This window comes from Rhizobium sp. Root1220, from assembly GCF_001426265.1.
GTDB lineage: Bacteria > Pseudomonadota > Alphaproteobacteria > Rhizobiales > Rhizobiaceae > Rhizobium.
Genome location: NZ_LMDG01000034.1, coordinates 391,666 through 416,432 on the forward strand (window position 1 = coordinate 391,666; position 24,767 = coordinate 416,432).

At 59.0% G+C, this 24,767-nt stretch carries 21 protein-coding genes; 11 read left to right on the forward strand and 10 right to left on the reverse strand.

Features of this window, described 5'->3' with window-relative positions:
- The first annotated feature begins 30 nt into the window (after positions 1–30).
- The 5 genes from ASC90_RS23175 (at position 31) to ASC90_RS23195 (ending at position 4,649) form a co-directional block, all read left to right on the forward strand.
- A complete protein-coding gene (locus ASC90_RS23175; protein ID WP_056545676.1) occupies positions 31–1,203 on the forward strand; it encodes an ABC transporter substrate-binding protein in 1,173 nt (390 codons plus the stop codon).
- A 112-nt stretch (positions 1,204–1,315) separates the two neighbouring features.
- Positions 1,316–2,179 (forward strand): branched-chain amino acid ABC transporter permease, encoded by an 864-nt coding sequence (locus ASC90_RS23180; RefSeq protein ID WP_056545677.1) that lies wholly within the window; start codon positions 1,316–1,318, stop codon positions 2,177–2,179.
- Position 2,180: 1 nt separating this feature from the next.
- Positions 2,181–3,191, forward strand: a complete 1,011-nt coding sequence (locus ASC90_RS23185; protein ID WP_056545679.1) for a branched-chain amino acid ABC transporter permease — start codon at positions 2,181–2,183, stop codon at positions 3,189–3,191.
- Complete coding sequence (locus ASC90_RS23190) at positions 3,188–3,952, forward strand: ABC transporter ATP-binding protein (RefSeq protein ID WP_056545681.1); 765 nt, start codon at positions 3,188–3,190, stop codon at positions 3,950–3,952. The genes ASC90_RS23185 and ASC90_RS23190 overlap by 4 nt, the downstream gene beginning before the upstream one ends.
- Positions 3,933–4,649 (forward strand): ABC transporter ATP-binding protein, encoded by a 717-nt coding sequence (locus ASC90_RS23195; protein WP_056545682.1) that lies wholly within the window; start codon positions 3,933–3,935, stop codon positions 4,647–4,649. Before ASC90_RS23190 ends, ASC90_RS23195 begins: the two co-directional genes overlap by 20 nt.
- Before the next feature lie 104 nt (positions 4,650–4,753).
- On the opposite strand, the gene ASC90_RS23200 is transcribed toward ASC90_RS23195, so the two are convergent.
- The 5 genes from ASC90_RS23200 to ASC90_RS23220 form a co-directional block, all read right to left on the reverse strand.
- Positions 4,754–5,272, reverse strand: coding sequence for a DoxX family protein (locus ASC90_RS23200; RefSeq protein WP_056545685.1), 519 nt, complete (start codon positions 5,270–5,272; stop codon positions 4,754–4,756).
- Positions 5,272–6,072 carry a DNA-binding domain-containing protein gene (locus tag ASC90_RS23205; protein ID WP_056545687.1) on the reverse strand — a complete coding sequence of 267 codons (801 nt, stop codon included), beginning with the start codon at positions 6,070–6,072 and terminating at the stop codon, positions 5,272–5,274. Before ASC90_RS23205 ends, ASC90_RS23200 begins: the two co-directional genes overlap by 1 nt.
- On the reverse strand, positions 6,059–6,985 hold the full coding sequence (locus tag ASC90_RS23210; RefSeq protein ID WP_056545689.1) for a DUF692 domain-containing protein: 927 nt from the start codon (positions 6,983–6,985) through the stop codon (positions 6,059–6,061). Before ASC90_RS23210 ends, ASC90_RS23205 begins: the two co-directional genes overlap by 14 nt.
- Positions 6,986–7,024: 39 nt before the next feature.
- On the reverse strand, positions 7,025–7,330 hold the full coding sequence (locus tag ASC90_RS23215) for a DUF2282 domain-containing protein (protein WP_056545691.1): 306 nt from the start codon (positions 7,328–7,330) through the stop codon (positions 7,025–7,027).
- A 228-nt stretch (positions 7,331–7,558) separates the two neighbouring features.
- Entirely contained in the window at positions 7,559–8,173 is a 615-nt protein-coding gene (locus ASC90_RS23220) for a TetR/AcrR family transcriptional regulator (protein ID WP_056545694.1), read from the reverse strand.
- A gap of 261 nt (positions 8,174–8,434) precedes the next feature.
- Here ASC90_RS23220 and ASC90_RS23225 point away from each other — a divergent pair, with 261 nt between their 5' ends.
- Entirely contained in the window at positions 8,435–8,737 is a 303-nt protein-coding gene (locus ASC90_RS23225) for a hypothetical protein (RefSeq protein ID WP_056545696.1), read from the forward strand.
- A gap of 129 nt (positions 8,738–8,866) precedes the next feature.
- Here ASC90_RS23225 and yghU read toward each other — a convergent pair whose 3' ends face one another.
- The 5 genes from yghU to ASC90_RS23250 all read right to left on the reverse strand — a co-directional run bounded on the left by yghU (position 8,867) and on the right by ASC90_RS23250 (position 15,308).
- Positions 8,867–9,745 carry a glutathione-dependent disulfide-bond oxidoreductase gene (gene yghU / locus ASC90_RS23230; protein WP_056545697.1) on the reverse strand — a complete coding sequence of 293 codons (879 nt, stop codon included), beginning with the start codon at positions 9,743–9,745 and terminating at the stop codon, positions 8,867–8,869.
- A 29-nt stretch (positions 9,746–9,774) separates the two neighbouring features.
- On the reverse strand, positions 9,775–10,479 hold the full coding sequence (locus tag ASC90_RS23235) for a glutathione S-transferase C-terminal domain-containing protein (protein WP_056545704.1): 705 nt from the start codon (positions 10,477–10,479) through the stop codon (positions 9,775–9,777).
- 897 nt (positions 10,480–11,376) lie between these two features.
- On the reverse strand, positions 11,377–11,982 hold the full coding sequence (locus ASC90_RS30125) for a hypothetical protein (RefSeq protein ID WP_056545706.1): 606 nt from the start codon (positions 11,980–11,982) through the stop codon (positions 11,377–11,379).
- A gap of 11 nt (positions 11,983–11,993) precedes the next feature.
- Entirely contained in the window at positions 11,994–13,322 is a 1,329-nt protein-coding gene (locus tag ASC90_RS23245) for a hypothetical protein (protein ID WP_056545708.1), read from the reverse strand.
- A 114-nt stretch (positions 13,323–13,436) separates the two neighbouring features.
- The gene (locus tag ASC90_RS23250) at positions 13,437–15,308 is read right to left on the reverse strand and encodes an adenylate/guanylate cyclase domain-containing protein (RefSeq protein ID WP_056545710.1); all 1,872 of its coding nucleotides are present in this window, start codon (positions 15,306–15,308) and stop codon (positions 13,437–13,439) included.
- A gap of 457 nt (positions 15,309–15,765) precedes the next feature.
- Between ASC90_RS23250 and ASC90_RS23255 the strand changes: the two genes are divergently transcribed.
- The 5 genes from ASC90_RS23255 to ASC90_RS23275 all read left to right on the forward strand — a co-directional run bounded on the left by ASC90_RS23255 (position 15,766) and on the right by ASC90_RS23275 (position 24,683).
- The gene (locus ASC90_RS23255; protein ID WP_056545713.1) at positions 15,766–16,434 is read left to right on the forward strand and encodes a CBS domain-containing protein; all 669 of its coding nucleotides are present in this window, start codon (positions 15,766–15,768) and stop codon (positions 16,432–16,434) included.
- Between the two features lie 224 nt (positions 16,435–16,658).
- Positions 16,659–19,112: a phosphoketolase family protein gene (locus tag ASC90_RS23260; protein ID WP_082520020.1), complete on the forward strand. Its 2,454-nt coding sequence runs from the start codon at positions 16,659–16,661 to the stop codon at positions 19,110–19,112.
- A 98-nt stretch (positions 19,113–19,210) separates the two neighbouring features.
- Positions 19,211–23,056, forward strand: coding sequence for a glycosyl transferase (locus tag ASC90_RS23265; RefSeq protein WP_056545822.1), 3,846 nt, complete (start codon positions 19,211–19,213; stop codon positions 23,054–23,056).
- Complete coding sequence (locus ASC90_RS23270) at positions 23,053–24,372, forward strand: glucoamylase family protein (protein ID WP_056545716.1); 1,320 nt, start codon at positions 23,053–23,055, stop codon at positions 24,370–24,372. Before ASC90_RS23265 ends, ASC90_RS23270 begins: the two co-directional genes overlap by 4 nt.
- Positions 24,369–24,683: a hypothetical protein gene (locus ASC90_RS23275; protein WP_056545717.1), complete on the forward strand. Its 315-nt coding sequence runs from the start codon at positions 24,369–24,371 to the stop codon at positions 24,681–24,683. The genes ASC90_RS23270 and ASC90_RS23275 overlap by 4 nt, the downstream gene beginning before the upstream one ends.
- Positions 24,684–24,767: the final 84 nt, after the last annotated feature.

Genomic DNA, 24,767 nt, shown 5'->3' on the forward strand with positions numbered 1-24,767 from the left:
GGAGTACGCCGACAAAGGGAGAGAGAAAGAATGAAGACGCTGCTTTTGGCCGCCGCTGCGGCAATCATCATGGGCACCGGTGCCTATGCCGACACAATCAAGGTCGGCGTCGTCGGGCCGTTTTCCGGCCCGTTCGCGCTGCAAGGCAAGAATTTCAAGGCCGGTATCGACGCCTACATGGCGACCAACGGCGACAAGATCGGCGATAGCACCGTCGAGATCATCTATCGGGATCTTCCGGCGGCAGATCCGGCGCAGTCCAAGGCACTGGCCCAGGAACTGGTCGTCAAGGAAAAGGTCCAATACCTCGCCGGCTTCTACTTTACCCCGGACGCCATGGCCGTCACGCCAATCCTGAAGCAGGCCAATACGCCACTGGTCATCATGAACGCCGCCACCTCGGCGATCGTCACCAAGAGCCCGCTGGTTGTCCGCACATCGTTCACCACATGGCAGACATCGACGCCGATGGCGCAAGTGGCGTTCGACAAGGGCGTCAAGAAGGTCATTTCGGTTGTTAGCGACTATGGCCCGGGCGTCGACGCCGAAAACGCCTTCAAAGCCGGCTTCGAAAAAGCCGGTGGCGAGGTTGTCGAGGCGATCCGCATGCCGCTTGCGACCAATGACTTCAGCCCGATCATGCAGCGTATCAAGGACTCCGGCGCGCAAGGCGTCTTCGCCTTCCTGCCGTCCGGCCCGACGACGCTCGGCTTCGTCAAGGCCTATAACGAAAATGGCCTGAAAGCAGGCGGTATTCAACTCTTCGCGCCCGGCGACCTGACGCAGGAATCCGACCTGCCGGCGCTCGGCGATGCCGCGCTTGGCATGCTGACGACCTTCCACTACGCCATCTCACATGACTCTCCTGAGAACAAGGCTTTCGTCGAAGCCGCCGGCAAGGCGATCGGCAACCCTGCCGAACTTACCTTCCCGGCTGTTGGCGCCTATGATGGCATGCATGTGATCTACAAGATGATCGAGGCAACCGGCGGCAAGCAGGACGCAGAGAAGGCCGTCGAGGCCGTCAAGGGTCTTTCGTGGACAAGCCCGCGCGGCCCGGTTTCCATCGATCCGGAAAGCCGCCACATCACGCAGAACATCTATCTGCGCGAAGTCGCCAAGGATGCGGACGGCAAGTTCATCAACAACGAGATCCAGACTTTCGAGAAGCAGGGCGATCCGGGCCTTGCGGCGGTGAAGTAAGGTCCTATCCTCCCTCCGATAACCGTGGCGGACCTTCAGATATCCGGGACACAAAGTGGTTTCGGACGGTGCACGGCCTTAAGGCCCGCCACTAGAGCATTGGGATAACCTCATGCAGACTGTCTTCAGTATCGCGGTCGACGCGCTGGCCTACGGCATGGTGCTCTTCGTCATCTCGATCGGCCTTTCCGTGACGATGGGGTTGATGCGCGTCGTCAACCTCGCCCACGGCGCCTTTGCGATGATCGGCGGCTATATCGCCTCCTACGCGGTGCGCGATCTCGGGCTCGGTTACGGCTTCGGCGTCATCGCCGCCGTCGTCGGCACAATCATCATCGCGATCCCCGTCGAACGCTTTCTCTACCGCCGCATTTACGGTGCACCGGAGCTGACGCAGGTATTGATGACCATCGGCATCACCTTCTGCATCATCGGCATTGCCAACTACGTCATGGGTCCGACGTTGAAGACCATTCCACTGCCTCCGGGCCTGCAAGGCTCCACCGATCTGGGGTTCCGCACCATCCCGGTTCACCGCCTGTTTGCGATCGCCTGCGGCCTCGCAGTTGCAATGGCACTCTGGTTCACGATCGAGAGAACGAGTTTCGGCGTCAAGCTGCGCGCATCCGTCGACAACGCCGCGATGGCTGCTGCCCTCGGCGTCCGCACCGAGATCATCTATGCGCTGAGCTTTGCGGTCGCCGTCGGGCTTGCTGCTTTCGGTGGAGTCGTCGGTGCCGAACTGCTGCCGGTCGAGCCTTATTATGCGCTGCGCTACATGGTGACCTTCCTCGTCGTCGTTTCGGTCGGCGGTGCCGGCTCCATTCCGGGCGCCCTGATCGCCTGCCTGGTGCTCGGCGGCATCGATACGACCGGGCGCTATCTTATGCCCGAGTTCGGAGAATTCTTCTTCTACCTCGCGGTTATTGCGATCATCTGCGTCTTCCCGCGCGGCTTTGCCGGAAGGACGAAATAGGATGACACTCACCATGAACACAGAAACGACTGGCGCCGCCTCGGCCCGCCGCCATCGTGCTTTCGGCCGCGACCTGGCTGGTGTGATCGCCATCATCGTATTTACAGGCATCGGCTATCTGCTTTTCCCGGACAATCTGGCCCTGCTGACGCGTATCGTCGGCATCGCGCTGCTCGTGCTCTCGCTCGATCTGGTGACCGGTTATTGCGGCGTAGCAACACTCGGGCACGCCGCGCTGTTCGGCTCCGGCGCTTATGCGGCCGGCATTGTCTCGGCACATTACGGCATTACTGATCCGCTCTTGATGACACTGGCGGGCATTGCAGGCGGCGCGATCTCGGGCCTCGTGTGCGGCGTCGTCATCCTGCGCGCCCATGGGTTGCCGCAGTTGGTCCTGTCGATCGCGCTGATCAACCTGTTTCACGAATTCGCCAATAAGGCCTCCTCCTGGACTGGCGGTAGCGACGGCCTCTCCGGTATCTCTGCGAATCCGATCTTCGGCTATTTCGAATTCGACCTCTACGGCCAGACGGCCTACGTTTTCGGTGTCGTGCTGCTTCTGATCGTCTTTGTTCTTCTTCGCCTGCTGGTGCGCTCCCCCTTCGGCATGCTCTGCCGCGGCATCAAGGAAGACCCGGTGCGTATCAGCGCCATGGGTGCTTCGCCGAAGGCGGTGATGATGAAGATGTATGTCATCTCAGGCGCCGTCGCAGGTGTCGGCGGCGCGCTGAACGCGATTTCCACGCAGGTCGTCGGCCTCGACAGCCTGTCCTTCACGCTCTCGGCCGAAAGTCTTGTCATGCTGGTTCTGGGCGGCACGGGCTCACTCTTCGGCGCGCTCTCCGGTACGGTGATTTTCATGCTGTTCGAAGACTATGTCTCGGCCGCCAATCCCTTTCATTGGCTGACGATGGTCGGCGCGCTTCTGATCGCCGTCGTTCTCTTCGCGCCGAAGGGCATCTACGGAACGGCCGCAAGTCTGCTATCGCGCTGCAAGGAGGCTTCGCAATGAGCGCCGTCTTCGAAGTCGTCAACCTCCGAAAATCTTTCGGCGGCCTTGCGGTTACCAATGACGTTTCGATTTCGATGCAACCGGGAGATCGTGTGGCACTGATCGGGCCGAACGGCGCCGGCAAAACCACCTTCGTCAATCTCGTCACCGGCAATCTGGCGCCCGATTCCGGCGAGGTTCGTCTTGGCGGAGAAATCGCCACGAAGATCGATGCGGCCGGACGCGTCAAGCGCGGTTTGGTCCGCTCTTTCCAGGTGACCCGGCTTTTCCAGGATATGACACCTGCCGAACATGTTGCACTTGCCATCCTGCAACGCGACGGGCGCGCGACACGCATGTTCGGAAATTTTCTGGCGATGCCCGCCGTCATGGCAGAGGTGACCGGAATGCTGAACACGCTCGGTCTCGGCGGTCTTATGCATCGCAAGGTCAGTGAGATCGCCTATGGCCAGCAACGGCTTTTGGAGATCGCCGTCGCCATGGCGCTGAAGCCCAAGGTGTTGCTGCTTGACGAGCCTGCAGCCGGCGTGCCGCAGAGCGATACCGGCCGCATAGAACAGGCGCTCGCCGAGCTGCCTGCCGATCTGGCTGTACTCATGATCGAGCATGACATGGACCTCGTCTTCCGCTTTGCCAAGCGCGTTATCGTGCTTGCCGCAGGCGCCATCATCTTCGACGGCTCGCCCGCCGACGTAACCAAGGATGCCGGCGTCCGCGCCGCCTATCTCGGGAGCTATGCCAATGCCAGCCACGCCGCTTGAGGTTGAGAACCTGTCGGCCGGATATGGCCCCACGCGCGTTCTCGAGGGGGTGTCCTTCTCGGTTCCAGCAGGCGCCCGGCTTGCCGTATTGGGTCGCAACGGCATGGGCAAGACCACGCTGCTTGCAACGCTCGCCGGACAGACGAAACATTATGAAGGCCGCATCAGGCTTGGATCTTCCGACGTGACCTCATTGCCGACAGCGGGCCGCGCTCACCGGGGGCTCGGCTATGTGCCGCAGGCCCGCTGCATCTTCCCGACGCTGACCGTCGAGGAGAACCTTTATGTCGGCCTCAAGGGGCGCCCGAAAACGGCCATCGAAGAAGCCTACCAGATGTTCCCACGACTCAAGGAACGGCGAAGCAATCTCGGCAGCCAGCTCTCCGGCGGCGAGCAACAGATGTTATCGACCGCACGCACCATACTCGGGCGTCCCTCGGTCCTTCTGCTGGACGAGCCACTGGAAGGCCTTGCCCCGATCATCTGCGAGGAATTGATGGGCGCTTTTGCCGAGCTGGCCAAGACGGGCGACATGACGATATTGCTGGTCGAGCAACGTATCCAAAGCGCTCTGGATTTTGCCGATCGGGTGATCATCCTGGAGCGCGGACGGATTGCATGGAACGGCGCGCCGGAAGCGCTGTCACAGGATCATGATACCGTGGAACGGTTGCTGGGTGTCGGCGGCCTGCACTGAGGCAGGCAGCGATCAGCTTTACGATTCGGAGCCGCGCGAACGCGAAGCGCGAAACCAGGAAGTTGGACTGCCCGGGTCGCTCGCCTGCGCCACCAGCGGCCGCATCAAGAAACGCGACGGCCAAGCCAACGCGCGAGCCAATGATCGATCGACAGTTTGCCCGGCCCCCACGCCATGAGCGACAATGCCATCGCGGCCCAGGTGATGTGGATCGGCCATCCTTCGGGTATGGTCAGTTCGACGACCAGCGTCATGAACAGCAGGCCCGTCGCGGCAAACCGCGTAGCGAGGCCAAGGACCAGCAGGATCGGAAGGCTGATCTCGGCGGCACCCGAGAGGAAAGCCATGGTTTCGGGTGCCGGATAGGGATAGGGGCCGCCCGGTAGGTGCAGCATAAATTCGTCGGTAAAGAGGGTGATCGCGATATCGTTGAGTTGCAGGAAGCCACCCCATTTCAGGATCCCGGACCTCCAGAAGGGCACGGCGAGGGCAACGCGCAGAACGGCGCCAACGACAGTCGGTTGCGCGACGGCCTTAACGAGATTCTGCGCCTTCTCCACAAGTGTCACGATCGGTTGTAGCCTGTCTTTCAGCGAAGGCTGCCGGGTTGTGGTCGCTATCATCATGCGTCTCCAAGGGTAATGGCGCAGAACACGCCGGATTCGATCATGCCGGCGATACTGGCCGCGATGTCGAAGGACGGGCAGGCGTCGACCGCCGTGGCTGCTGCGAGCCCCAAGGGCTTGCCGGCAATCAATGAAATCAGGAATTCTGCACCGCCGGGAGGAAGGTGGCGCACGACCACCTCCATGTCGGGTCGAGTGATGAGCGCGTCCTCCGGCTCGCTCGTCTCGATCGGTCCGGTGGGGCCCTCGCTGCGGTAGGCGGCAAAGATTGTCAGCGCCGGATAGGCCGAGCGAACGATCCTCGTTGCCGGATGCACCGTGAATAACAGATCGCCGAGCCGCTCTGGCTGCACGGATGCCACGGCGACGGCGGCCACTGGCCCGACATTCGCCGCATGGTAAGCATCGAGCCAGGCCCGCTCGATCCTGGCTACGTCCGCGAGCCAGGGGACGGACTGCGCGTATTCGTAGCGTTCGATAAAATCCGGAAAATCATGGCCGTACTGGAAGAGAAGCGGCGAAGTCGGCGGCGTGGCGCGCAGATGGAAGCGCGCCATGGCACGGAAGAAATCAGGCCCCACAAGGCGTTGCACCGCCGGGAAAATCCCGACCAGCGTATCGATCAGGCTGACGGTGACGTTGTTGCGATAGACGTTGTAGCGCTTGACCGCTCCCTTGCCGTTGGGGCCGACGACGCCGGATGGCGTTCCGGCATCAGGATCGATCAGTGCCGGTGCGAACTCGGCGCTGTAGGCAAGACACTGCGCGGGTTCCCGTGTGACATCAAGCTGCGGCATGGCTCTGATCCTGGAGCGTGATGGAAGTACGGCGGTCAAGAATTGCCTGCGCCGCCATTGCCTCGGCCCTCAGTATCGGCCAATCGGGTATGTTGCTGTCCCATTCGATGAGCGTCGGGATCGGGCCGCAGCGGGCAAGGACGATGTCGTAAAGCTTCCAGACGGCATCCGCGACTGGCCCGTCATGGCTATCGATCAGGAGCAGATCGCCCTCGTCGTCGGATTGTTCGGCGTGGCCCGCTAGGTGGATTTCGCCGACTGCGGCAAGCGGAAAATCGCATAGGTAATCCAGCGCCGAAAACCCGTGATTGATCGCGGAGACGAAGACATTGTTGACATCGAGCAGAAGTCCGCAGCCGGTGCGCTTGGCGATCGACCGGATAAAGTCGGTCTCGCCCATCGTCGACTCGCGGAACATGACGTAGGTCGAAGGATTCTCGAGAAGAATCGGGCGTCCGATGGTCGCCTGCACTTCATCGATGTGATCGCAGACTTTTGCCAGGCTTTCCCGTGTGTAGGGCAGCGGAAGCAGATCGTTGAGAAACGTCGCCTGATGCGTCGACCATGCCAGATGTTCGGACACCAGTACCGGCTCGTATCGCTCGACAAGGGAGCGGAAGCGTTCCAGATGAGCCTTGTCGAGCGGCTGGGGTCCGCCGATCGACATGCAGACACCGTGGAGCGACACGGGGTTGTCACGGCGAATCTGTTCGAGGATTCGATGCGGAGGACCACCAGCGCCCATATAGTTTTCGGCATGGACTTCAAAGAAACCGCGATGCGAGCCGTCGGCGGTGATCGCGGGAAAATGTTCGTGCTTGAAGCTGGTTCCTGCCAAACCGGCAATCGGGTGCGCAGGGAAGCGGAGAGTATCTACCGCGAGCGCGGCTGTTGGAATAAAATCTGCGGTCATGGCGTTTCTCCGCCTCCCGATTGTTTAAGGCGCGTAGGTTCAGATCGCCTTCAGCGAACCGTGCTGACCGTTCGGCACAACGATGGAAGTGCAGGTTCCGCCCTGTACGAACTTCCAGGCGTTGCCCTGGAAATCGACGGTCGAGGTGCCTTGGCAGGTTGTACCAGGACCAGCTGCACAATCATTCTGACCCTTGAGGGCAACGCCGAAGCACTTTTCCTTGTGGGCGGCAACCGCAGCATCACCCTCGGCCTTCGTGAGCGGCGCAGCATTGACCATCGACGCAAGGGCGGTGGCGACAGCGCCGGCGAGGACGACAGAGCTGATGTTGGATTTGATAGACATTGCGATCTCCATAATCGGATAGACGCTCTTGCTGAGCGCATATCGGGGTTCGCAATCTCACCGACATTCGTTACCGGTGCCGCGTTCACTAGTTTGTGACGGATTTGGCAGGCTCTGGTGATCCGGCTTCAGTCGGCAGCCGGCCGCGATAGCTGAAAACATCCTCGGCCCCGGTATTTGCCGGGGTCGGCGTCGATGCGTGACGCCAGGCAGGTTGGCCAATGGATTTTAGGGAGGTGAGACTTTCCCCGGCCGGCTTGCTTCGGGCTCTAGCAGCCACAGTACCGGTTTTATCACCCCCTCTAGAAGCTCTCTCTCGGGTCTTGTGCGTGCCAGCACCCGAATTCCGAGGAGCGCACTCAAAAGGGTGCGCGCCATATCGTCAGCGGACTGGCCGGTGCTGATCGTTCCGTTGTCCTGCCCGGCCTTGACGCAGTGACGGAAGAACCCTTCCAGCTGATGGAGCACCTCTCCTACCACTCGTTGAAATTCCGGGTCGTGGGGCGCCACTTCGAGAGCCGAGTTGACAACCATGCAGCCCTTCCGTTTGGTGTCGCTCAACGAGCGCTCGATGATCTCGTCGAAGAATGCATCGATCGCCTCCCGTGGTGGCTTCTGCGACAAACGCCTTATCCGCTCACCGAGGCTGAGCTGAACGTAAAAATCGAGTGCCCGACGATATACGGCCTTCTTGTCCCCAAAGGCATTGTAGATGCTCGCCGTGGTAAGACCCATCGTCTCGGCAAGGTGACGTATCGATGTCGCCTCGTATCCGCGTTCCCAGAAAAGCTCGACGGCGCGCAGAAGTACCAGTTCCTCGTCGAATTCCCTCGGCCGGGCCATTTGCTACGTCTCTCAAAATTTTGATCGCTGCGGCGAGCAAGCATCCAACTTGATGGATGAATTTTATAACAAATGCTTTAAAACTCAAACTGCTGCCGTTGGCAGCTGCATCGCGCTCACATGATGATGCAACCATCAAAAGCTCCACCCGAGCTCGGCTTTATCCCGGGTAAGGAAATCCCGCGACGAACGATCATTGCGCGGACGTAGGCAGACGCCGTCAGCAGCTATTCCTCACTCTGAATATCCAGGAGAAAAAAGATGACCAAGGTTGCAATCTACGTTGAACTCAAAGCAAAGGCGGGCAAAGAGGACGAAGTCGCCGCGTTCCTCAAGAGCGCACAGGGCCTGTTGGATCACGAACCACTGACGGTCGCATGGTTCGCGGTCCGTTTCGACCGGTCGACCTTCGGAATATTCGATGCCTTCGACGGCGAAGAGGGACGCCAGGCGCACCTCAACGGTTCGATCGCCTCAGCGCTTGTGGCAAAGTATGACGAACTGTTCGACGGGCCGTTGGAAATCAAGCAGCCCGAAGTCCTGGCGGATCGTCTCCTGGGCTGAATGCTCGTTGCGGGGGCGCGCCGGTTTGCGCCGACCGATCCGCAAACCTCTCCCGTCGCGCGTGCCTACCAAAAGCGCCCGCAAATCTTCGGGACGTGAGCCGCCGCGGCTATGTCGCCTTGCTCGCCTTCATCCGTCCTTTCCCGCAATTTTGTCCTGTGTCTTCGTCTCGAAATCACTGGCCTCATGACGTTCGTGCAGTTGCTCGAACGGTTCACCCGATAGGCGATTGACCATACGGCCACGCTTGACGGCCGGGCGGGCCAGGAGCGTGTCGGCCCAGCGGTGGACATTCTTGTAATCCTGTACAGACAGGAACTCGCCGGCGCCATATTGCCAGCCTTTGACGAGACCGCCATACCAGGGAAGTACGGCGATATCGGCAATCGTATAGTCGGAACCCGCGAGGTATTCGCTGTCGGCCAGCCGGCGGTCGAGAACGTCGAGCTGACGCTTGACCTCCATGGCGAAACGATCGATCGCATACTCGATCTTGGTTGGCGCATATGCATAGAAGTGACCGAAGCCACCACCCAGATAGGGAGCGCTGCCCATCTGCCAGAAGAGCCAGGAGAGGCACTCCGCGCGGTTCGGCTGATCCTTCGGAAGGAGGGCCTCGAACTTCTCCGCGAGATAGACGAGTATCGAACCGGACTCGAATACCCTAACCGGGTGCGGTCCCGAGTTGTCGGTCAGGGCCGGAATTTTTGAGTTCGGATTGACGGCTACGAAGCCGCTGCCGAATTGATCGCCATCGCCGATCTTGATCAGCCATGCATCGTATTCGGCGCCGGAATGGCCAAGGGCGAGCAGCTCCTCGAGCATGATGGTAACTTTTTGGCCATTCGGTGTCCCGAGCGAGTAGAGCTGCAACGGATGCCTGCCGACCGGCAGTTCCCTGTCGTGCGTTGCGCCGGCAATCGGCCGGTTGATGCTGGCGAATGTGCCCCCGCTCGGCTTGTTCCAGGTCCAAACCTTGGGCGGGATGTATTGGGGGCTGTCGGTCATTGTCATCTCCAGAAACTTGCCGGCTGGTTTCAGTTAGCCGGCGGATAGTTCGACGGAAACAGCGCGCGCTTGGTTTCGTCGTCATTGATCCGCTTGAACGGATGTTCCTTGCCGACGTCACGCGCGCGGGCAGCCGCTGGTCGGGCATCGATGGTGTCGAACAGGTGCTTGAGGTTGGGATAGGCGCCCAAGGGATTGTCAGCGCCTTTGAGAACGCGCGACGCCCGATCCAGCCAACCCCAGGCTGACATGTCTGCGATCGTATAGGTTTCACCGACGATGAAAGTCCGGCTCTCGAGATGATCGTTCAGAACCTGGTAGTGACGCTCTGCTTCCCGGCGATAGCGGTTGACCGCATAGTCGGACCCCGCCGGCGCGGCATGCTGAAAATGCACTGCCTGCCCCGAAAAGGGTCCGAGGCCAGATGCGAGGAATAGCAGCCACGAGAGCAATTCGGGGCGATCTTCGGGCCTGCCGAGAAACGTGCCTGTCTTCTCGGCAAGGTAGATTAGAATTGCCGTGGAGTCGAAGACGCGAGTAGCCCTGCCGCCTGGCCCATCGGTGTCCACGATCGCCGGAACCTTGCCATTGGGATTGATTGCACGGAAGCCGGGCGTATGTTGCACACCCTTGCTGGTGTCGACCGGTACGGTCTCGTAAGGGAGCTTCGCCTCTTCGAGAAAGAGCGCCACCTTTGCCGGGTTCGGTGTCGGGTGAAAGTAGAAGCGGATCATCGAAGGTTCCCGTCGCTGCAATTGGCCCCTGTAGCGTGATCGAGGCGGTCCAGCGGAATGTTTTAGTTCGATCGTTCTAAAACACAAGGCATCCATCGATCAAATACAGGTCAACTCGACCAATCCGCCGCCGCGCGTCAATCGCGCCCAGAGCGGGCTTGATCTGCCTGAACAGTATGCAACGTTTCGCTAAACGGATTTCCGCCTCGATTTGCCTGTCACCTTCACGGCCCGCCCATATGTTTTCGGATAGGCGATCCTCTGGATTGAGATCGTGCGTGCCGGGGCGATCAAGCTCTCGGCTCGCCAGGATGACTTTGAGAGCGGTTTCGATTGCCTCTACAACGACGCATTCGTCGCTGTGTCCAGACGTTACGATCGGGCAAGCGTGTTCCGGCAGACGTGAAACGACGAACGAACTTCTTCGGCTGTCCAATATGTGCAGCCGCTCGGGTCAGGAAGGCTGTCGGAGCCAGGCTTCCTGGAATTCTTCCAGAGCAGGTCGATGGCTCTGCCTTCGTGAATTCGCTCGCCTCTCCCGTTTCTAGACGATCTTGAGTCCGGGTACGGCGCCTTGAAACTTACCGCCCAGCTTTATAGCCACGTACAAGTCTTCAGCCTTAGCAGAACGGTCCGGTTTCGCAATTACACACCAACGCCTACCAGTACTCGTAGCAGAATCATCTGGCTCTATTTTTACTTCTGGAACGTCATCAGTACCGTCTGGCCTCCTGCATGCATATACACGCATTTCACTACTGAAATTAGCCCCTATGATTTTGAAATGCGGTTGAGCTCCGATTACCGGTGCAACCACTTTCGGCGGATCTAGCCGTATAGTTTCAATTTTTGTGACGGACGACATATTCGCCTCCCAGTTCTCTCTCGATGTGTAGACTAGTCGTTATCGCCGGATCGGCGAGAAATGAACCCGCCGGATCTTGACATGACACCGCCGGAGCGAGACAACGCGCCGCCCGATCGGGACATTCCGCCACTCGCCATTCCTCTGGGATCAGCGGAAGCCTCGACAGACAATAGGATTTGCTCAAGGGTTCCTGTTTCGGCATCGAGTCTCATGGAGACGTCAGCCTTGTCGTAAATCCAAACCTTCATATCCCCGGCAAGAGCTCCGACTTGTGAACCGAGGCCTGTTAGGCCCGTTGAACTTGGGGACCTATACAATCTGTCGAAATCGATATCATCGTTGGCGTTCCTCGCAGGGGGGTCGTCGGGAAAGGCGCCATCGCCATGGACGACAAAGATTGCCGGTCGACTGAGTTCAATGAATGACCCCTCGAAAGAGAAGGCATAGATCCGCGCCAGACCCGCGTCTGCCGCACTCAGCTGGTTCATCAGAAGTTGGTTTGCTCCCGATGGCCGTACGTCTTGAGTCGGATAAATGGGTGCGCCCCTAAGAGTTAGATCACTCAGTAGACGCCCGAACAGATATACAGCTGATACGCCAAGCAAGGTTTCATTGTTTGCCACGTTTCCCTCCATCTACATGGTTATTAACGGCCAGTTTGTCGCGACAGCAGAACTCTCTCGCGATAGTTCATCTTCGGAAGCTCTAGATGATCTGTCGGCAGCAATATGCGCGCAGAGTGGACATGGCTGCGATGCTCGCCACCTTTGAGGTGGACGCCGGCGTGCAATTCGCCGATGGCCCGCCGCCTGAAGTTTCTGCTGATGATCCTGGCGAACTGGCCGCCACTTTCGTCCCGATCAATCGCAAGTATCGCTCTCGCGACGTCGCCGTAGTCCAAGAAATCGGGAGCGAGAGCCCACAAGGTTTCCGCCAGATACGTGCCGACGATATCGCGTGCATCAAGCAGCGCCTCGACAAATCCGTCTGAGTTCCGCGCAAAAGCCCGGTCGAAAGCGTGCTGCACCTGTGCCTCGGCAGCCTGGTCGAACTCGGCAATATCCGCGAGATCCTCAACCGCACGCGAGATCAAGCCGCGAGCCACCAGGCTCTCATGAAAGATGTCGACAAGGATGTCGAAGATCGCACCGGTGAGCGGTTGCGAGAGCTCATGCTCGTCCTTCCATCCATGAACGAAGTCGGCCATCGTCCGTTTGTTGCTGGCTGAACGTATCTGGCGATGTGGCGAAAATTCCGAAAACCGCGCCAAGCGATTTGCACGATAGAGATTGCCGCGCGTCTCCATGAGAACATTGTCGATCACGGAGGGAAAATGCATGGCTGCGATCAGCGACACGCAGTCGGAGACGGCCTCCTGGAAGCCAAGATATTCCGGGTATTCGGCTTCAGGCTGCGGCACGCCAAGCACGCTGAAGATGATTGCATGCCCCACCTCATGAGCGATGACGTCGAAGTCCAGGCTGAAGGGGAGGACGCGCCCGTCCTTCTCGAACTGGCTCCCAATTTCGAGGAAGCCATAGCCGTACTGGGCGTTGTTCCATTGCGGCAGGATCGAGATTTGCAGACGGTCGAAGTGATCGTGAAAATGCCAGACAATAGGCTGTCCGAGAAAGCGCTCCCACACATCCAACGTGAACCGCACGCAACCAAACACATGCGCGGCTTCGAAGCCTGGCATCCAAGGTTGGAGGTGGTCAAAATTGCCATACTCGTCAGAGGCGGCCGGCTCCAGGACCTTTCCGGTCCAAGGTGGCAGATAAATGTACGGCGTTCCCAGCGGCCCGCGGTTCACGCCGTAGGGACGGCTCTTTCCGACCGGCTCCAAAACAAACATGCAGTCATCGGCTGGACCAGCTTTCAGACTACCCAGCGGAGACGACACCTCAACGATCTCGGGGCTTGACCGAGCATCCTCAAACGGTGGCTGTACAAAAAGTCTGAACCGGGTGCCCATTCGCCCCCCCCAAAATACTTTATTTGGTCAGTTCAACTTAAAGTTTCGCAGCTTGATCCAAGGTTTGGCAAGTCATTCAATGGTGGTATATATCTAAGCTAATGGTAGGAGCCGTCACTCGGAAAGCTCGACCAAACGTGAATAGCGCGGATGGCTACGAATTGAATCGAGGTCGGAATCATTCTTGAACCAGAGCCTCATCTCCGCGCCGATTTGGGGCATCCAAACCTCGAGCAAGTCGATCGCTCGGTCGATTTCGCCAAGCAGCGCATATGTGCAGGCGGCATTGTATTGAATGTTTATATCGTTGGGATCGGTCGCCAGAGCGCGCGCCAACCATTCCAATGCCCGATCGCGAAGACCGAGAAAGGCCAGCGCGGTCGCTCCAAGGCACGCAACATTGGCGTTCTCCGGATGTAGCCGCATTTCGTCCTCGGCTTTCTTTATTGCGATGCGGGCGTAGCTCTCGGCCCTGTCTACCTGCCCGAGCGAACGAAAGACATTCACCAGCATCATCGGCGCGCCATAATCCGCGGGCTTGATTTCCAATGCGCGCTGAAAGTAAGTCGCCGCCGGTTCGAACTGACCGTTGGTGACGCAAAACTCGGCATAGTACCGATTGGCCTCGTGGCAATTGGGGCCGAGCGACAAGGCCTGCTCGAATGCGGAATCTGCCTCGGCGCGATTGCCGGCAACCGCCAATGCAAGCCCCCTGGCCGCATACGCCTCCGCGAGATTGGGGTCTATCGCGAGCGCTTTCGCGGCGTTCTCAAGAATGTCATTCACCGGAAACTTCACGCCAAATTGGGACCGCAAACGCGCATCGCAAACCGCTGCGCCCGCATAGGCGCGGGCATAGCCAGGATCCAGTTCGATCGCTCTGGCGAAACTCTGTCTGGCCATGAGATAATTTGATTTCGAGGCAATGTGGTTGTACTCCCGACCCCTCAGATAGTGCGTGTAGGCTTCCACGCTCTCTGTCGGCGCCTGCTCGATCGCCCGCTTCTCGTCAGGGAGCAGCTTGACCTTAAGTTGTTCGACGATCGCCTTGGCGATCTCGTCTTGAACTTCGAATATGTCGGTGAGGTCCCGGTCGTAACGCGCAGCCCAAACGTGACCGTCACTGGCTGCGTCGATCAATTCGGCATTGATCCTCACATGGTTGCCGGCCTTCCGGACACTGCCTTCGACGACATAGGCAACACCGAGTTCCCTGGCGATGCGCTGCAGGTTCTCGCTTCGGCCTTTCCACGTGAAGACAGTGTTGCGGCTCAGCACAAACAGACCTGAGACATTCGATAGATCGGTGATGATATCCTCGGTAATGCCGTCGCTGAAAAACTCCTGCGAGGGATCGTTGCTGATGTTAGCGAATGGCAGGATAGCAACCGACGGCTTGCTGAAGGATGCCTGGGTGTGCCAGTTTGCAGGCAAAGCTTCGCCGATCGAGGCTACGTTGCCCCAATCGGCAAAATACACGTGCACTGGACGGGAAATATTCTTGACGGTCCTGTCGCCCTGGTCTGCAAAGTCGACACCGAGCTTGTTTCCGATTTCGTGGCGCACAGCCGCCGAGCATGCAATTCCCCCAGGAACAGCAAGAGCCTGTAGTCGGACGGCTACATTAACGCCATCCCCGTGAAAGTCATCCCCATCGAAGACGATGTCGCCCAGATTCAAACCCATCCGGAACACGAAGTGCCGGTCCGCCGGAATCCCTATGCTCCGCTCCAGCATGCCGCGCTGGATTTCGACCGCGCAGCGTGCGGCATTGAGCACGCTGCCGAACTCGATGAGGAAACCGTCGCCCATCACCTTGATTATGTGCCCGCCGTGGCTTGCGACGGCCGGATCGAATAGCTCCCGGCGGTGCTGACGGAGAGCGTTGAGCGTATCCTCTTCGTTTGCTTCCAAGAGCCGGGTGTAACCGACAAGATCGGCGGCTAGGATAGCTGCCAATCGACGTTCAACATGCTCCGCGCACATGCCCGTCTCCCCAACTTGTTGGTGGCAATATTACTTAGTTCAAGCGGCTAGCCAGCAATGTTGCAGGACGGTTGTTTTGCTGACAACCGAAATCTCGCTCTGCAGCCAAACTGCCAGTTAACATCTGCCGAATAATCTGTGCTACCGCGATGTCGCCCGCCGCCTTGGAGCGCGGAACTGTTGTCTCGCATGATACGGCGATCGGGGCAGAATTTCGGACCGGCATACCAAAACAATTTGGTTGCAAGAACTTCGCGCTGGGATGATTGGCGCCCTGCTGTCGGGCGTCGGTGCGTGTATGTTACAGGAACATACACCACATTGGCTTGCCAAACCAGGCACGGGGGTATGTGATAATGACGTCCTGCGACTTTGCGCACTCAGCGGACACGCGCCTACTGCAGGCCAAACACAATTGACATCACCGCACTGAGGTCCTTGCAGGAGATGGAGCCTAATGCGCGTCAAGGATGTGATGACCACCAAAATCACCAAGGTGTCGCCTGACAATGGCGTCAGACAGGCAGCGCAGGTCATGCTGGACAATCATGTCAGCGGGGTCCCCGTCGTCGACGACGAAGGGCGTCTGGTAGGTGTCCTGAGTGAAGGAGATCTGATCCGTAGAACGGAACTGATATCTGCGACGATAACCTCATCGGAGGACATGGCATTGCCATCGGAAGCGCGGGCGAATGCCTACATCAGGCGCAGCTCCTGGCGCGTCGGCGATGCAATGACCCCCGATCCTGTCGTCATTGACGAAGAAGCCTCGCTTGCGCACGTTGCAAAACTCATGCACGAGCGGCACATCAAGCGAATTCCTGTCGTGAGGGATGGCAAGCTGGTCGGCATCGTCAGTCGCGCAGATCTCCTTCAGGCAATTCTGGTGGCGCTGCCAGATGATACCGCTGGCGGGGATGAAGGCATCCAACGCAGCATCGTCGCCCGGTTCGGAGAAAACACCGGGCTGGAGGGTTTGGATCTGAGCGTGACGGTCGACCAGGGGATAGTGCATATCTGGGGTAGCGTCGAAAGCGTGGAATTCCAGAGAGCGGCTTGCATCGTCGCGGAAGGTGTCCGAGGCGTCAAGGGGGTAGTCGAGCACTTTAACGCCCCGCATCGCTGATCCCCCTTTGCATAGCGGGATGGAGGCACCTAGCCGCTCTGGACTGCAAGGTTGGCCAATCCGATGGGCCCGGACATGAGGGTGTACGCTTTGTCGCTGCGGCGGGAGCCGGCGCAAAACGAGTAAAAGAGGGCAATCAGGTCGTCACGCGGCTGTTTGATTGATAGCGCCGGAGCAAGCACGCAGATTTGCGGGTCAACGTCAGTTTTTTTCGGGAGATTGAGATGGGTTCGACTGCAGCGAATGAAACCGTGTCGGGCATAGCCCGTCCATCTGGCGCGATTTCAGCGAATGAGCTTCGTTCGTTGGATGCCTACTGGCGGGCTTCGAATTATCTTTCGGTCGGCCAGATATATCTGCTGGACAACCCTCTGCTGCGCGAGCCGTTGAAGCGGGAACACATAAAGCCGCGGCTGCTCGGGCACTGGGGAACCTCCCCCGGTCTGAACATGCTCTATGTGCATCTGAACCGGGTGATCAAGCGCGATGATCTGAACATGATCTACGTGATCGGTCCGGGTCACGGCGGACCGTCACTGGTGGCTCATGCCTACCTCGAGGGTACCTATAGCGAGTTCTATCCGAATATCAGCCAGGATACGGAGGGAATGCAGCGACTGTTCAAACAGTTTAGCTTCCCCGGCGGCATCCCGAGCCACGTCGCACCGGAAACGCCAGGCAGCATCCATGAGGGCGGCGAGCTCGGATATGCGCTCAGCCACGCCTATGGAGCGGCTTTTGATAATCCTGACTTGATCGTCGCTTGTGTCGTCGGTGATGGCGAAGCTGAGACCGGTCCGCTTGCAACCGGCTGGCACGGCAACAAATTCCTCAATCCGGCGCGCGATGGCTGCGTTCTCCCCATCCTGCATCTCAACGGCTACAAGATCGCCAACCCGTGCTTTCTCGCCAGAATTCCGAAGGAGGAATTGCAGAAATTCTTCGAGGGGATGGGCTACAAGCCCTACTTCGTCGAGGGCCATGAGCCAGACCACGTTCACCGGGAACTGGCGGCTGTGCTGGATACGGCGGTGGCCGATATCCGAAATATCTGGGCCGATGCGCGCGAGAACGGCAACCTGAAACGGCCCGCCTGGCCGATGATTGTCTTTCGAACTCCGAAAGGCTGGACCTGCCCGCCGGAGATAGACGGGAAAAAGTGCGAGGATTACTGGCGATCTCACCAGGTTCCGATGGGCGATATGAATAAGTCGGAACACATCCGCATCCTCGAGCAGTGGATGAAGAGCTACCGCCCCGAAGAACTGTTCGACGATTCAGGCCAGTTCAAGCCCGAACTGGCCGCACTGGCTCCCGCCGGCCATCGCCGAATGAGCGACAACCCCCATGCCAATGGGGGGCTACTCATGCGCGATCTGAAAATGCCGGACTTCCGGGATTACGCGATCGATGTCCCTACCCCCGGCGCCGTGACGGCTGAAGCGGCACGAGCCATGGGCAAGTTCCTGCGCGACGTGATGAAGTCGAACCTCGACGCCAACAATTTCCGCCTCTTCAGTCCGGACGAGAACAACTCAAATCGCTGGCAGGACGTGCTGGATGTTACCAACCGTTGCTACATGGCGGAAATCTATCCGGAGGATGACCACCTTTCACCGGACGGACGCGTCATGGAGGTACTGAGCGAGCACCAATGCCAGGGATGGCTGGAGGGATACCTCCTGACGGGTCGCCACGGCTTCTTTTCCTGCTACGAGGCCTTCATCCACATTATCGACTCCATGTTCAACCAACATGCCAAGTGGCTGAAAGTCTGCAACGAAATCCCGTGGCGAAGACCGGTCGCGTCCCTGAACTATTTTTTAAGTTCGCATGTCTGGCGGCAGGATCACAACGGCTTCAGCCATCAGGACCCGGGGTTCATCGATCACGTCGTCAACAAGAAGGCCGAGGTCGTACGGGTATACCTGCCACCGGATGCCAACACATTGCTGTCCGTCACCGATCACTGCCTGCGCAGTCGCAACTACGTCAATGTGGTCGTGGCGGGAAAGCAACCCGCGCCGCAATGGCTGACGATGTCCGAGGCTGTAAGGCATTGCAGCATGGGTATCGGTATTTGGGAATGGGCCAGTAACGACAAGGGCAGTGAGCCAGACGTGGTGATGGCATGCTGCGGCGACGTTCCGACCCTCGAGACGCTGGCCGCTGTCCAGTTGATCCATGAACACCTCCCCGAGATCAAGGTGCGGGTCATCAATGTCGTTAACCTGATGAAGCTGCAGCCTGAGAAAGAGCACCCGCACGGGCTGTCCGATGCGGATTTCGATGGCCTGTTCACCAAGAACAAGCCGATCATCTTCGCCTTCCATGGCTATCCCTGGCTGATCCATCGGCTGACCTATCGACGGACGAACCACGGCAACCTGCACGTTCGGGGTTACAAGGAAGAGGGCACCACCACCACGCCCTTCGACATGGTGGTCCTCAATGAAATGGACCGGTTCCATCTTGTCGGGGACGTAATCGATCGGTTGCCGCAACTGGGTGCCCGTGCCGCCTACTTCAAGCAGGCGATCCAGGTGAAGCTGCTCGAGCACAAGGAATACATCGAGAAATACGGTGACGACATGCCGTCGATCAGCGGTTGGAAATGGGGTGTAGCGGATAAGGCGGAAGCGCCGAAATCAACATCCACCGAAGGCGACAACGCCTGAGGACGTCGTCGCCTTTGCTCATTTGTCAGGTCAGCGGAGTGGAATCCCGGAACTCGTCAACGGTCGTCTGAAGGATCCGTCTTATGATGCGATCAAGCATGGAAACGGACGCGGAAAGCAACCGTCACTCTGCAGGCGCGCCCCCAAGCGTCGCGCTCCTCTCTAACGGTCGCTATTGCGCTCTCGTCACCGAGTCCGGCGCGGGCTATGCGTCGTGGTCCGGCCTCGATGTGACGCGCTGGCACGAAGATGGGACGCGTGATTGCTGGGGCCAATTTTGCTACATCAGAGATCTTGACGGCAACGAGATCTGGTCAGTCGGCAAGCAGCCGCTCCATCGGGCAGACTGCATTTACGAACACTTGTTTGAAGGCGATCGAGCGGAACTTCGTTGCTCGACCAAAGACATCGATATTCGCTGCACGATAGGCATAGCATCCGATTGCGATGCGGAAGTGCGGCTGCTTCGAATATCGAATCTTGGCTCCACGCCAAAAGAACTCGAACTGACAAGCTATAGCGAAGTCTGCCTGAACGACCGCCGTGCCGACAGCGCACATCCGGCGTTTGCAAAGCTTTTCGTTGAAACGTGGATCGAGCCGGAAACTGGTGCGTTGTTTGCACGAAGACGGCCGCGGAGCATCAACGAAAAACCGGTTTGGGCCGTTCATGTTTCTGCTTCCAGCGCCGAGGCTGACCATGCGGTTGAATACGACACCGATCGCTATCGTTTCCTTGGCCGAGGCCGCACGCTGGAGAATCCGATTGCATTTGACGGTGCCACAGCCCTCTCAGCGACGACTGGACCCGTGCTCGATCCGATCTTCAGCTTGCGCAGAACCCTTCATCTGCAGCCCGGCGCTACGGAGTGGATCGCCTTTGTAACGGGTGCCGCTGACAGCGAAGCGACCGCCAGACAAATCGCGGAACGCTTTTCACGCGTGGAAGCAGCCGACAGAACGTTTTCCGATACGGCCGAGCGGACTTGCACCCACTCTCCAGAGGAAATCGCCCTCTACTATGAGCTCGCCAGCAGCCTTGTGTATGCGCATCCTGGATTTCGGGATAGTGCTGCGTTCCTGAGCATGGACCTCAAGAAGGACGCGCTTTGGTCACGCGGTATATCGGGGGATCTTCCCATTTTACTTGTGCGCATCGATGCCACCGATGAGCCTCTCGTCCAGGATGCGATAGACGCACATGGGTTCCTCTCCGCTCGAGGCTTGTCTTTCGACCTTGTCCTTCTCGACGAACGCGGCGCACGCCAGGCGCAAGAATTGACTGAGCAGTTGACCGCAAGTCAGGTGACCGAGACGGTCGGAAAACCGGGAGGTCATCATATTCTGGCAACCGCCAGCATGCCGGACAAGTCTACCAGTGCCATCGTTGCCGCGGCGCGCGTCGTGGTCAGTTGCAGTCGTGGATCGCTGGCGGAACAGCTTCGAAGCGGTCAAGCGACTGCGTCGTTGCAACAGGCACCTCCAGCGCCAGGCCCTCGGGACACGGGCGTGAAGTCTCGCCCGTTGGCAAGCGCCGATCTGCTCTATTGGAACGGGTTCGGGGGATTCAGCCCAGATGGACGACAATATGTAATCGCCACGGACGGCGCCGCCCGAACACCGACGCCGTGGTGCAACGTCATCGCCAATCGGAAGTTCGGCTGCCTGACCGGAGAAAGCGGCCTCGGCTATACGTGGTCAGGCAACAGCCAACTGAACAGGCTGACACCCTGGTCAAACGACCCGGTGTCGGATCCGCACGGCGAGGTCATCTACCTGCGCGACGAGCAAACGGGCAAGCTCTGGACGCCGACGCCATTGCCATTGGGGGCTTCGTCCACGTGTACCGTCGGCCATGGACAAGGCTACAGTCGATACGAAAGCGATGACGGATTTCTGCATCATGAAATGACCGTGCACGTTCCCATCTCGGACCCGCTCAAGGTCGTTCACCTTGTGGTCCGCAACAGCGATACGCAAACACGCCACCTCACGGCAACCTATTTCCTCGAATGGGTTCTCGGGTCGCTGCGTGACGATGCCGCCATGCGGGTGGCGTGCGAGTTGGATGTTCGCTCAAATGCGATCATTGCCTGGAACGTCTGGCAAAATGACTTTTTCGGTAAAATGGCGTTCGTAGCCTCAAGTGCGCCTGTGCGATCGGTCACCTGTGACCGCAGCGAATTTCTGGGTACGAATGGCTCGGTATCTCGACCGGCTGGACTGGCACGTTCCGACCTCAGTGGAAATATGGGCCCATTGATCGATCCCTGCGCGGCCCTTATGGTCGACCTTGCGGTCGCTCCCGGCCAAAGCGCTGAAGTCGTGTTCGTTCTCGGCCAGGCAGACAGTCGCGACGGTATTCGCAGGCTCGTTGAACAGTATGCCGATCCCGCACGCGCAAGGGATTCCTTGGCGACGGTTTCTCGTGATTGGGACCGCATCCTCAGCACTGTGACAATTCGAACGCCCGACAGGGCCTTCGATCTCATGATGAACCGCTGGCTGCTCTATCAGGTGTTGGCTTGCCGCGTCTGGGCGCGATCGGCCTTCTACCAGTCCGGGGGCGCGTACGGTTTCCGCGACCAGCTTCAGGATGTCATGGCATTGGTGCATTGCGCGCCGGAGGAAGCCCGAAGTCACATATTGCGCGCCGCATCCAGGCAGTTCGAGGAAGGAGACGTCCAGCACTGGTGGCATCCGCCGTCGGGCGTCGGGGTACGGACCCGCATCACCGATGATCTCTACTTTCTGCCCTATGTCGTTCATCACTACGTCTCGGTGACCGGCGATCACGGACTTCTCGATGAGCGCGTTCCATTCATCGCGTCGCCTGTTCTCAAAAGCGACCAGGAAGAGACGTTTGGCGTTCCGCAGGTGAGCCGCAAGGAAGGCACTGTCTACGAACACTGCTGCCGCGCATTGGAACATGGTCTGCGCCTTGGACGCCACGGACTTCCCCTCATGGGAACGGGCGACTGGAATGACGGGATGAACAAGGTCGGTGCGGAGGGCAGAGGCGAGAGCGTGTGGAACGGCTGGTTCTTCGTGACGGTGCTCCGATCCTTCGCCGTGCTAGCCTCGGCTAGTGGCGACGAAAGCCGGGCGGAATGGTGCCATGAGCGTTCCGACGCCTTGCGCGCCGCTTTGGAAACCCACGCGTGGGACGGTGACTGGTATCGCCGCGCGTATTTCGACGATGGAACACCCCTCGGCTCGCGTTTGAACGACGAGTGTCAGATCGACGCGATCCCGCAGGCATGGGCTGTCATTTCTGGCGTAGCGGACGGCGCGCGCGCGTCGACAGCAATGAAGGCCGTCTGGAATCGGCTCGTTCGCCCTGACGATAAGCTGATCCAACTCTTCGATCCGCCCTTCGACAAGGGCCCCCTCCAGCCAGGCTACATCAAGGGTTACGTTCCCGGCATAAGGGAAAATGGCGGCCAATATACGCATGCGGCAGCCTGGGTCGTTTTGGCCACGGCGCTTCTGGGAGACGGTGATCGTGCGCTTGAGCTCTGGCACTTCCTCAACCCTATCAGTCATGCGCAGACAAAGAGCGATGCCGAACACTATATGGTCGAACCTTATGTCGTCACTGCCGATATCTACGGTGCGCAACCGCACACGGGTCGAGGAGGCTGGACCTGGTACACGGGATCGGCAGGCTGGCTGTATCGCGTCGGCCTCGAGGCGATTCTCGGGATACGCCGGCAAGACCAGTTTCTTTTGATCGACCCCTGCATTCCGAGAGATTGGCCGGAGTTCGAGTTGGATTTTCGGCACGGCACCTCGACCTATCGTATCCATGTCGACAACAGTTTCGGGACCGGAGGTGCCGTGAGCTCGCTTATCTTGGATGGCAAGCAGGTCAGCGGGGCGAAGATCCCGCTTTCCGATGACGGCAGCGATCACACTGTCCACGCGATCATTGGCTCGCCATGACGGACCCACTTTCGACCGACCCCGCGCTTAACCGGATGCCAACCGAGGAGGACTTGGCGCGCCTGCAGTTCACCACCCTCCTCTACTATCTCCACTGCACGAATCCGGACAATGGCCTTGTCCGCGACAAGACGCACCCGGACGCACCGGCGAGCATTGCCGCGATCGGCATGGCTCTTGCAACCATCCCGGTCCTTGTGGAACGGGGCATCATCATTCGAAAATTCGCGGTAAAGATCGCACGCACGCGCCTGAGGTTTTTGCTGGACAGTCCGCAAGGACCTGAGCCCGATGCGACGGGATACAAGGGATTCTTCTATCATTTCCTCGACATCGAGACCGGTCGACGCGTCTGGGAATGCGAATTATCGACCATCGACTCCGCGTTTCTGTTTGCCGGAGCGTTGACGGTTGCCGCCTATTTCGATGGCGATAGTGCGGACGAGGCTGAAGTTCGCCGGCTGGCCAATGCGCTTTACGATCGCGCGGACTGGACATGGGCATGTGATCACGGTCTCACCCTGACCCACGGCTGGCGTCCGGAAAGCGGATTTATCCCCTACCGCTGGCGCGGCTACGACGAGGGCTTGCTCCTCTACATTCTTGGCCTCGGCTCGCCGACCCATCCACTGCCCCCGGAATCCTATGCGGCCTACACCGATAGCTACGAATGGCGGAACATCTACGGACGCGAACTGCTCTACTCAGGCCCCCTGTTCACCCATCAGCTTTCGCATATGTGGATCGACTTTCGCGGCATCCGTGACGAATTCATGCGGGAGCACAACAGCGACTATTTCCAGAACAGCCGTCATGCGACGTTCGTGCAACAGGAGTACGCGATCCGCAATCCCATGAAATTTGCCGGATACGGCGAACACTGCTGGGGCTTCACAGCAAGCGATGGGCCGGGGTGGACGAAACGAAATGTTGCGGGGATAGAGGTGGAGTTCTTCGACTACATCGCCCGCGGCGCGCCCTATGGTCCGGACGATGGAACGGTATCACCATGGGCAGTCGTTGCTTCTCTACCGTTTGCACCAGAGATAGTGATCCCCACACTCCGGAACTTCGCGCGCATGAACCTGGGCATGACGCGACTTTATGGCTTCAAGCCCTCGTTCAACCAAACCTACGCGACGGAAGAAAGCGACACGAGACCGTGGGTCAGTCCTTATCACTTCGGGATCGATCAAGGTCCCGTTGTTCTGATGATCGAAAACTACAGGAGCGCGTTCCTATGGAACATCATGCGTCGCTGCCAACCAGTCGTCGTGGGATTGAGGAAAGCAGGCTTCGCAGGCGGCTGGTTGTGAAGACCGCCAAAACAGCAAGCCAAGTGCAGGAGCAACGTGACCATCGCCGCCCCCTGGCGGGCGAAGCGTCGGTCATGAGCCGGGAGAAACATTCATCCGGCGGAGCATTCGCGCAGTCCCCGAATGCCGTCTCCAATCCGCATGATGACGAGAACTGTATTGACGCGACGGCAGCGATTCCGCCGGTCCATATGTGGGAGCGGTTCAGGCCCAACAGCGAAATCCAAGCGCTCATGCCGTGTAACTGCGATGCCTCCGATTTGGAGCCAAAAGCGGTCATAGCGGTCAAGACCGTTCACCAAGCGAGATGATGTGTGGATGCGCTACGGGGCGGGGTGAGGTGACATCACTAATGCGAACCCATGTTAACTCGCTATGCTCATCGCCTAATAATC

Excerpts from the sequence above, each read along its gene's own strand:
- ASC90_RS23250 (WP_056545710.1), bottom strand. The coding sequence starts at position 15,308 with ATGTGCGCGGAGCATGTTGAACGTCGATTGGCAGCTATCCTAGCCGCC.
- ASC90_RS30125 (WP_056545706.1), bottom strand. The coding sequence starts at position 11,982 with ATGGAGGGAAACGTGGCAAACAATGAAACCTTGCTTGGCGTATCAGCT.
- ASC90_RS23220 (WP_056545694.1), bottom strand. The coding sequence starts at position 8,173 with ATGGCCCGGCCGAGGGAATTCGACGAGGAACTGGTACTTCTGCGCGCC.
- ASC90_RS23180 (WP_056545677.1), top strand. The coding sequence starts at position 1,316 with ATGCAGACTGTCTTCAGTATCGCGGTCGACGCGCTGGCCTACGGCATG.
- ASC90_RS23245 (WP_056545708.1), bottom strand. The coding sequence starts at position 13,322 with ATGGGCACCCGGTTCAGACTTTTTGTACAGCCACCGTTTGAGGATGCT.
- ASC90_RS23260 (WP_082520020.1), top strand. The coding sequence starts at position 16,659 with ATGGGTTCGACTGCAGCGAATGAAACCGTGTCGGGCATAGCCCGTCCA.
- ASC90_RS23210 (WP_056545689.1), bottom strand. The coding sequence starts at position 6,985 with ATGACCGCAGATTTTATTCCAACAGCCGCGCTCGCGGTAGATACTCTC.
- ASC90_RS23235 (WP_056545704.1), bottom strand. The coding sequence starts at position 10,479 with ATGATCCGCTTCTACTTTCACCCGACACCGAACCCGGCAAAGGTGGCG.
- ASC90_RS23255 (WP_056545713.1), top strand. The coding sequence starts at position 15,766 with ATGCGCGTCAAGGATGTGATGACCACCAAAATCACCAAGGTGTCGCCT.
- ASC90_RS23265 (WP_056545822.1), top strand. The coding sequence starts at position 19,211 with ATGGAAACGGACGCGGAAAGCAACCGTCACTCTGCAGGCGCGCCCCCA.
- ASC90_RS23195 (WP_056545682.1), top strand. The coding sequence starts at position 3,933 with ATGCCAGCCACGCCGCTTGAGGTTGAGAACCTGTCGGCCGGATATGGC.
- ASC90_RS23205 (WP_056545687.1), bottom strand. The coding sequence starts at position 6,072 with ATGCCGCAGCTTGATGTCACACGGGAACCCGCGCAGTGTCTTGCCTAC.
- ASC90_RS23215 (WP_056545691.1), bottom strand. The coding sequence starts at position 7,330 with ATGTCTATCAAATCCAACATCAGCTCTGTCGTCCTCGCCGGCGCTGTC.
- ASC90_RS23200 (WP_056545685.1), bottom strand. The coding sequence starts at position 5,272 with ATGATAGCGACCACAACCCGGCAGCCTTCGCTGAAAGACAGGCTACAA.
- yghU (WP_056545697.1), bottom strand. The coding sequence starts at position 9,745 with ATGACCGACAGCCCCCAATACATCCCGCCCAAGGTTTGGACCTGGAAC.
- ASC90_RS23190 (WP_056545681.1), top strand. The coding sequence starts at position 3,188 with ATGAGCGCCGTCTTCGAAGTCGTCAACCTCCGAAAATCTTTCGGCGGC.
- ASC90_RS23185 (WP_056545679.1), top strand. The coding sequence starts at position 2,181 with ATGACACTCACCATGAACACAGAAACGACTGGCGCCGCCTCGGCCCGC.
- ASC90_RS23225 (WP_056545696.1), top strand. The coding sequence starts at position 8,435 with ATGACCAAGGTTGCAATCTACGTTGAACTCAAAGCAAAGGCGGGCAAA.
- ASC90_RS23270 (WP_056545716.1), top strand. The coding sequence starts at position 23,053 with ATGACGGACCCACTTTCGACCGACCCCGCGCTTAACCGGATGCCAACC.
- ASC90_RS23175 (WP_056545676.1), top strand. The coding sequence starts at position 31 with ATGAAGACGCTGCTTTTGGCCGCCGCTGCGGCAATCATCATGGGCACC.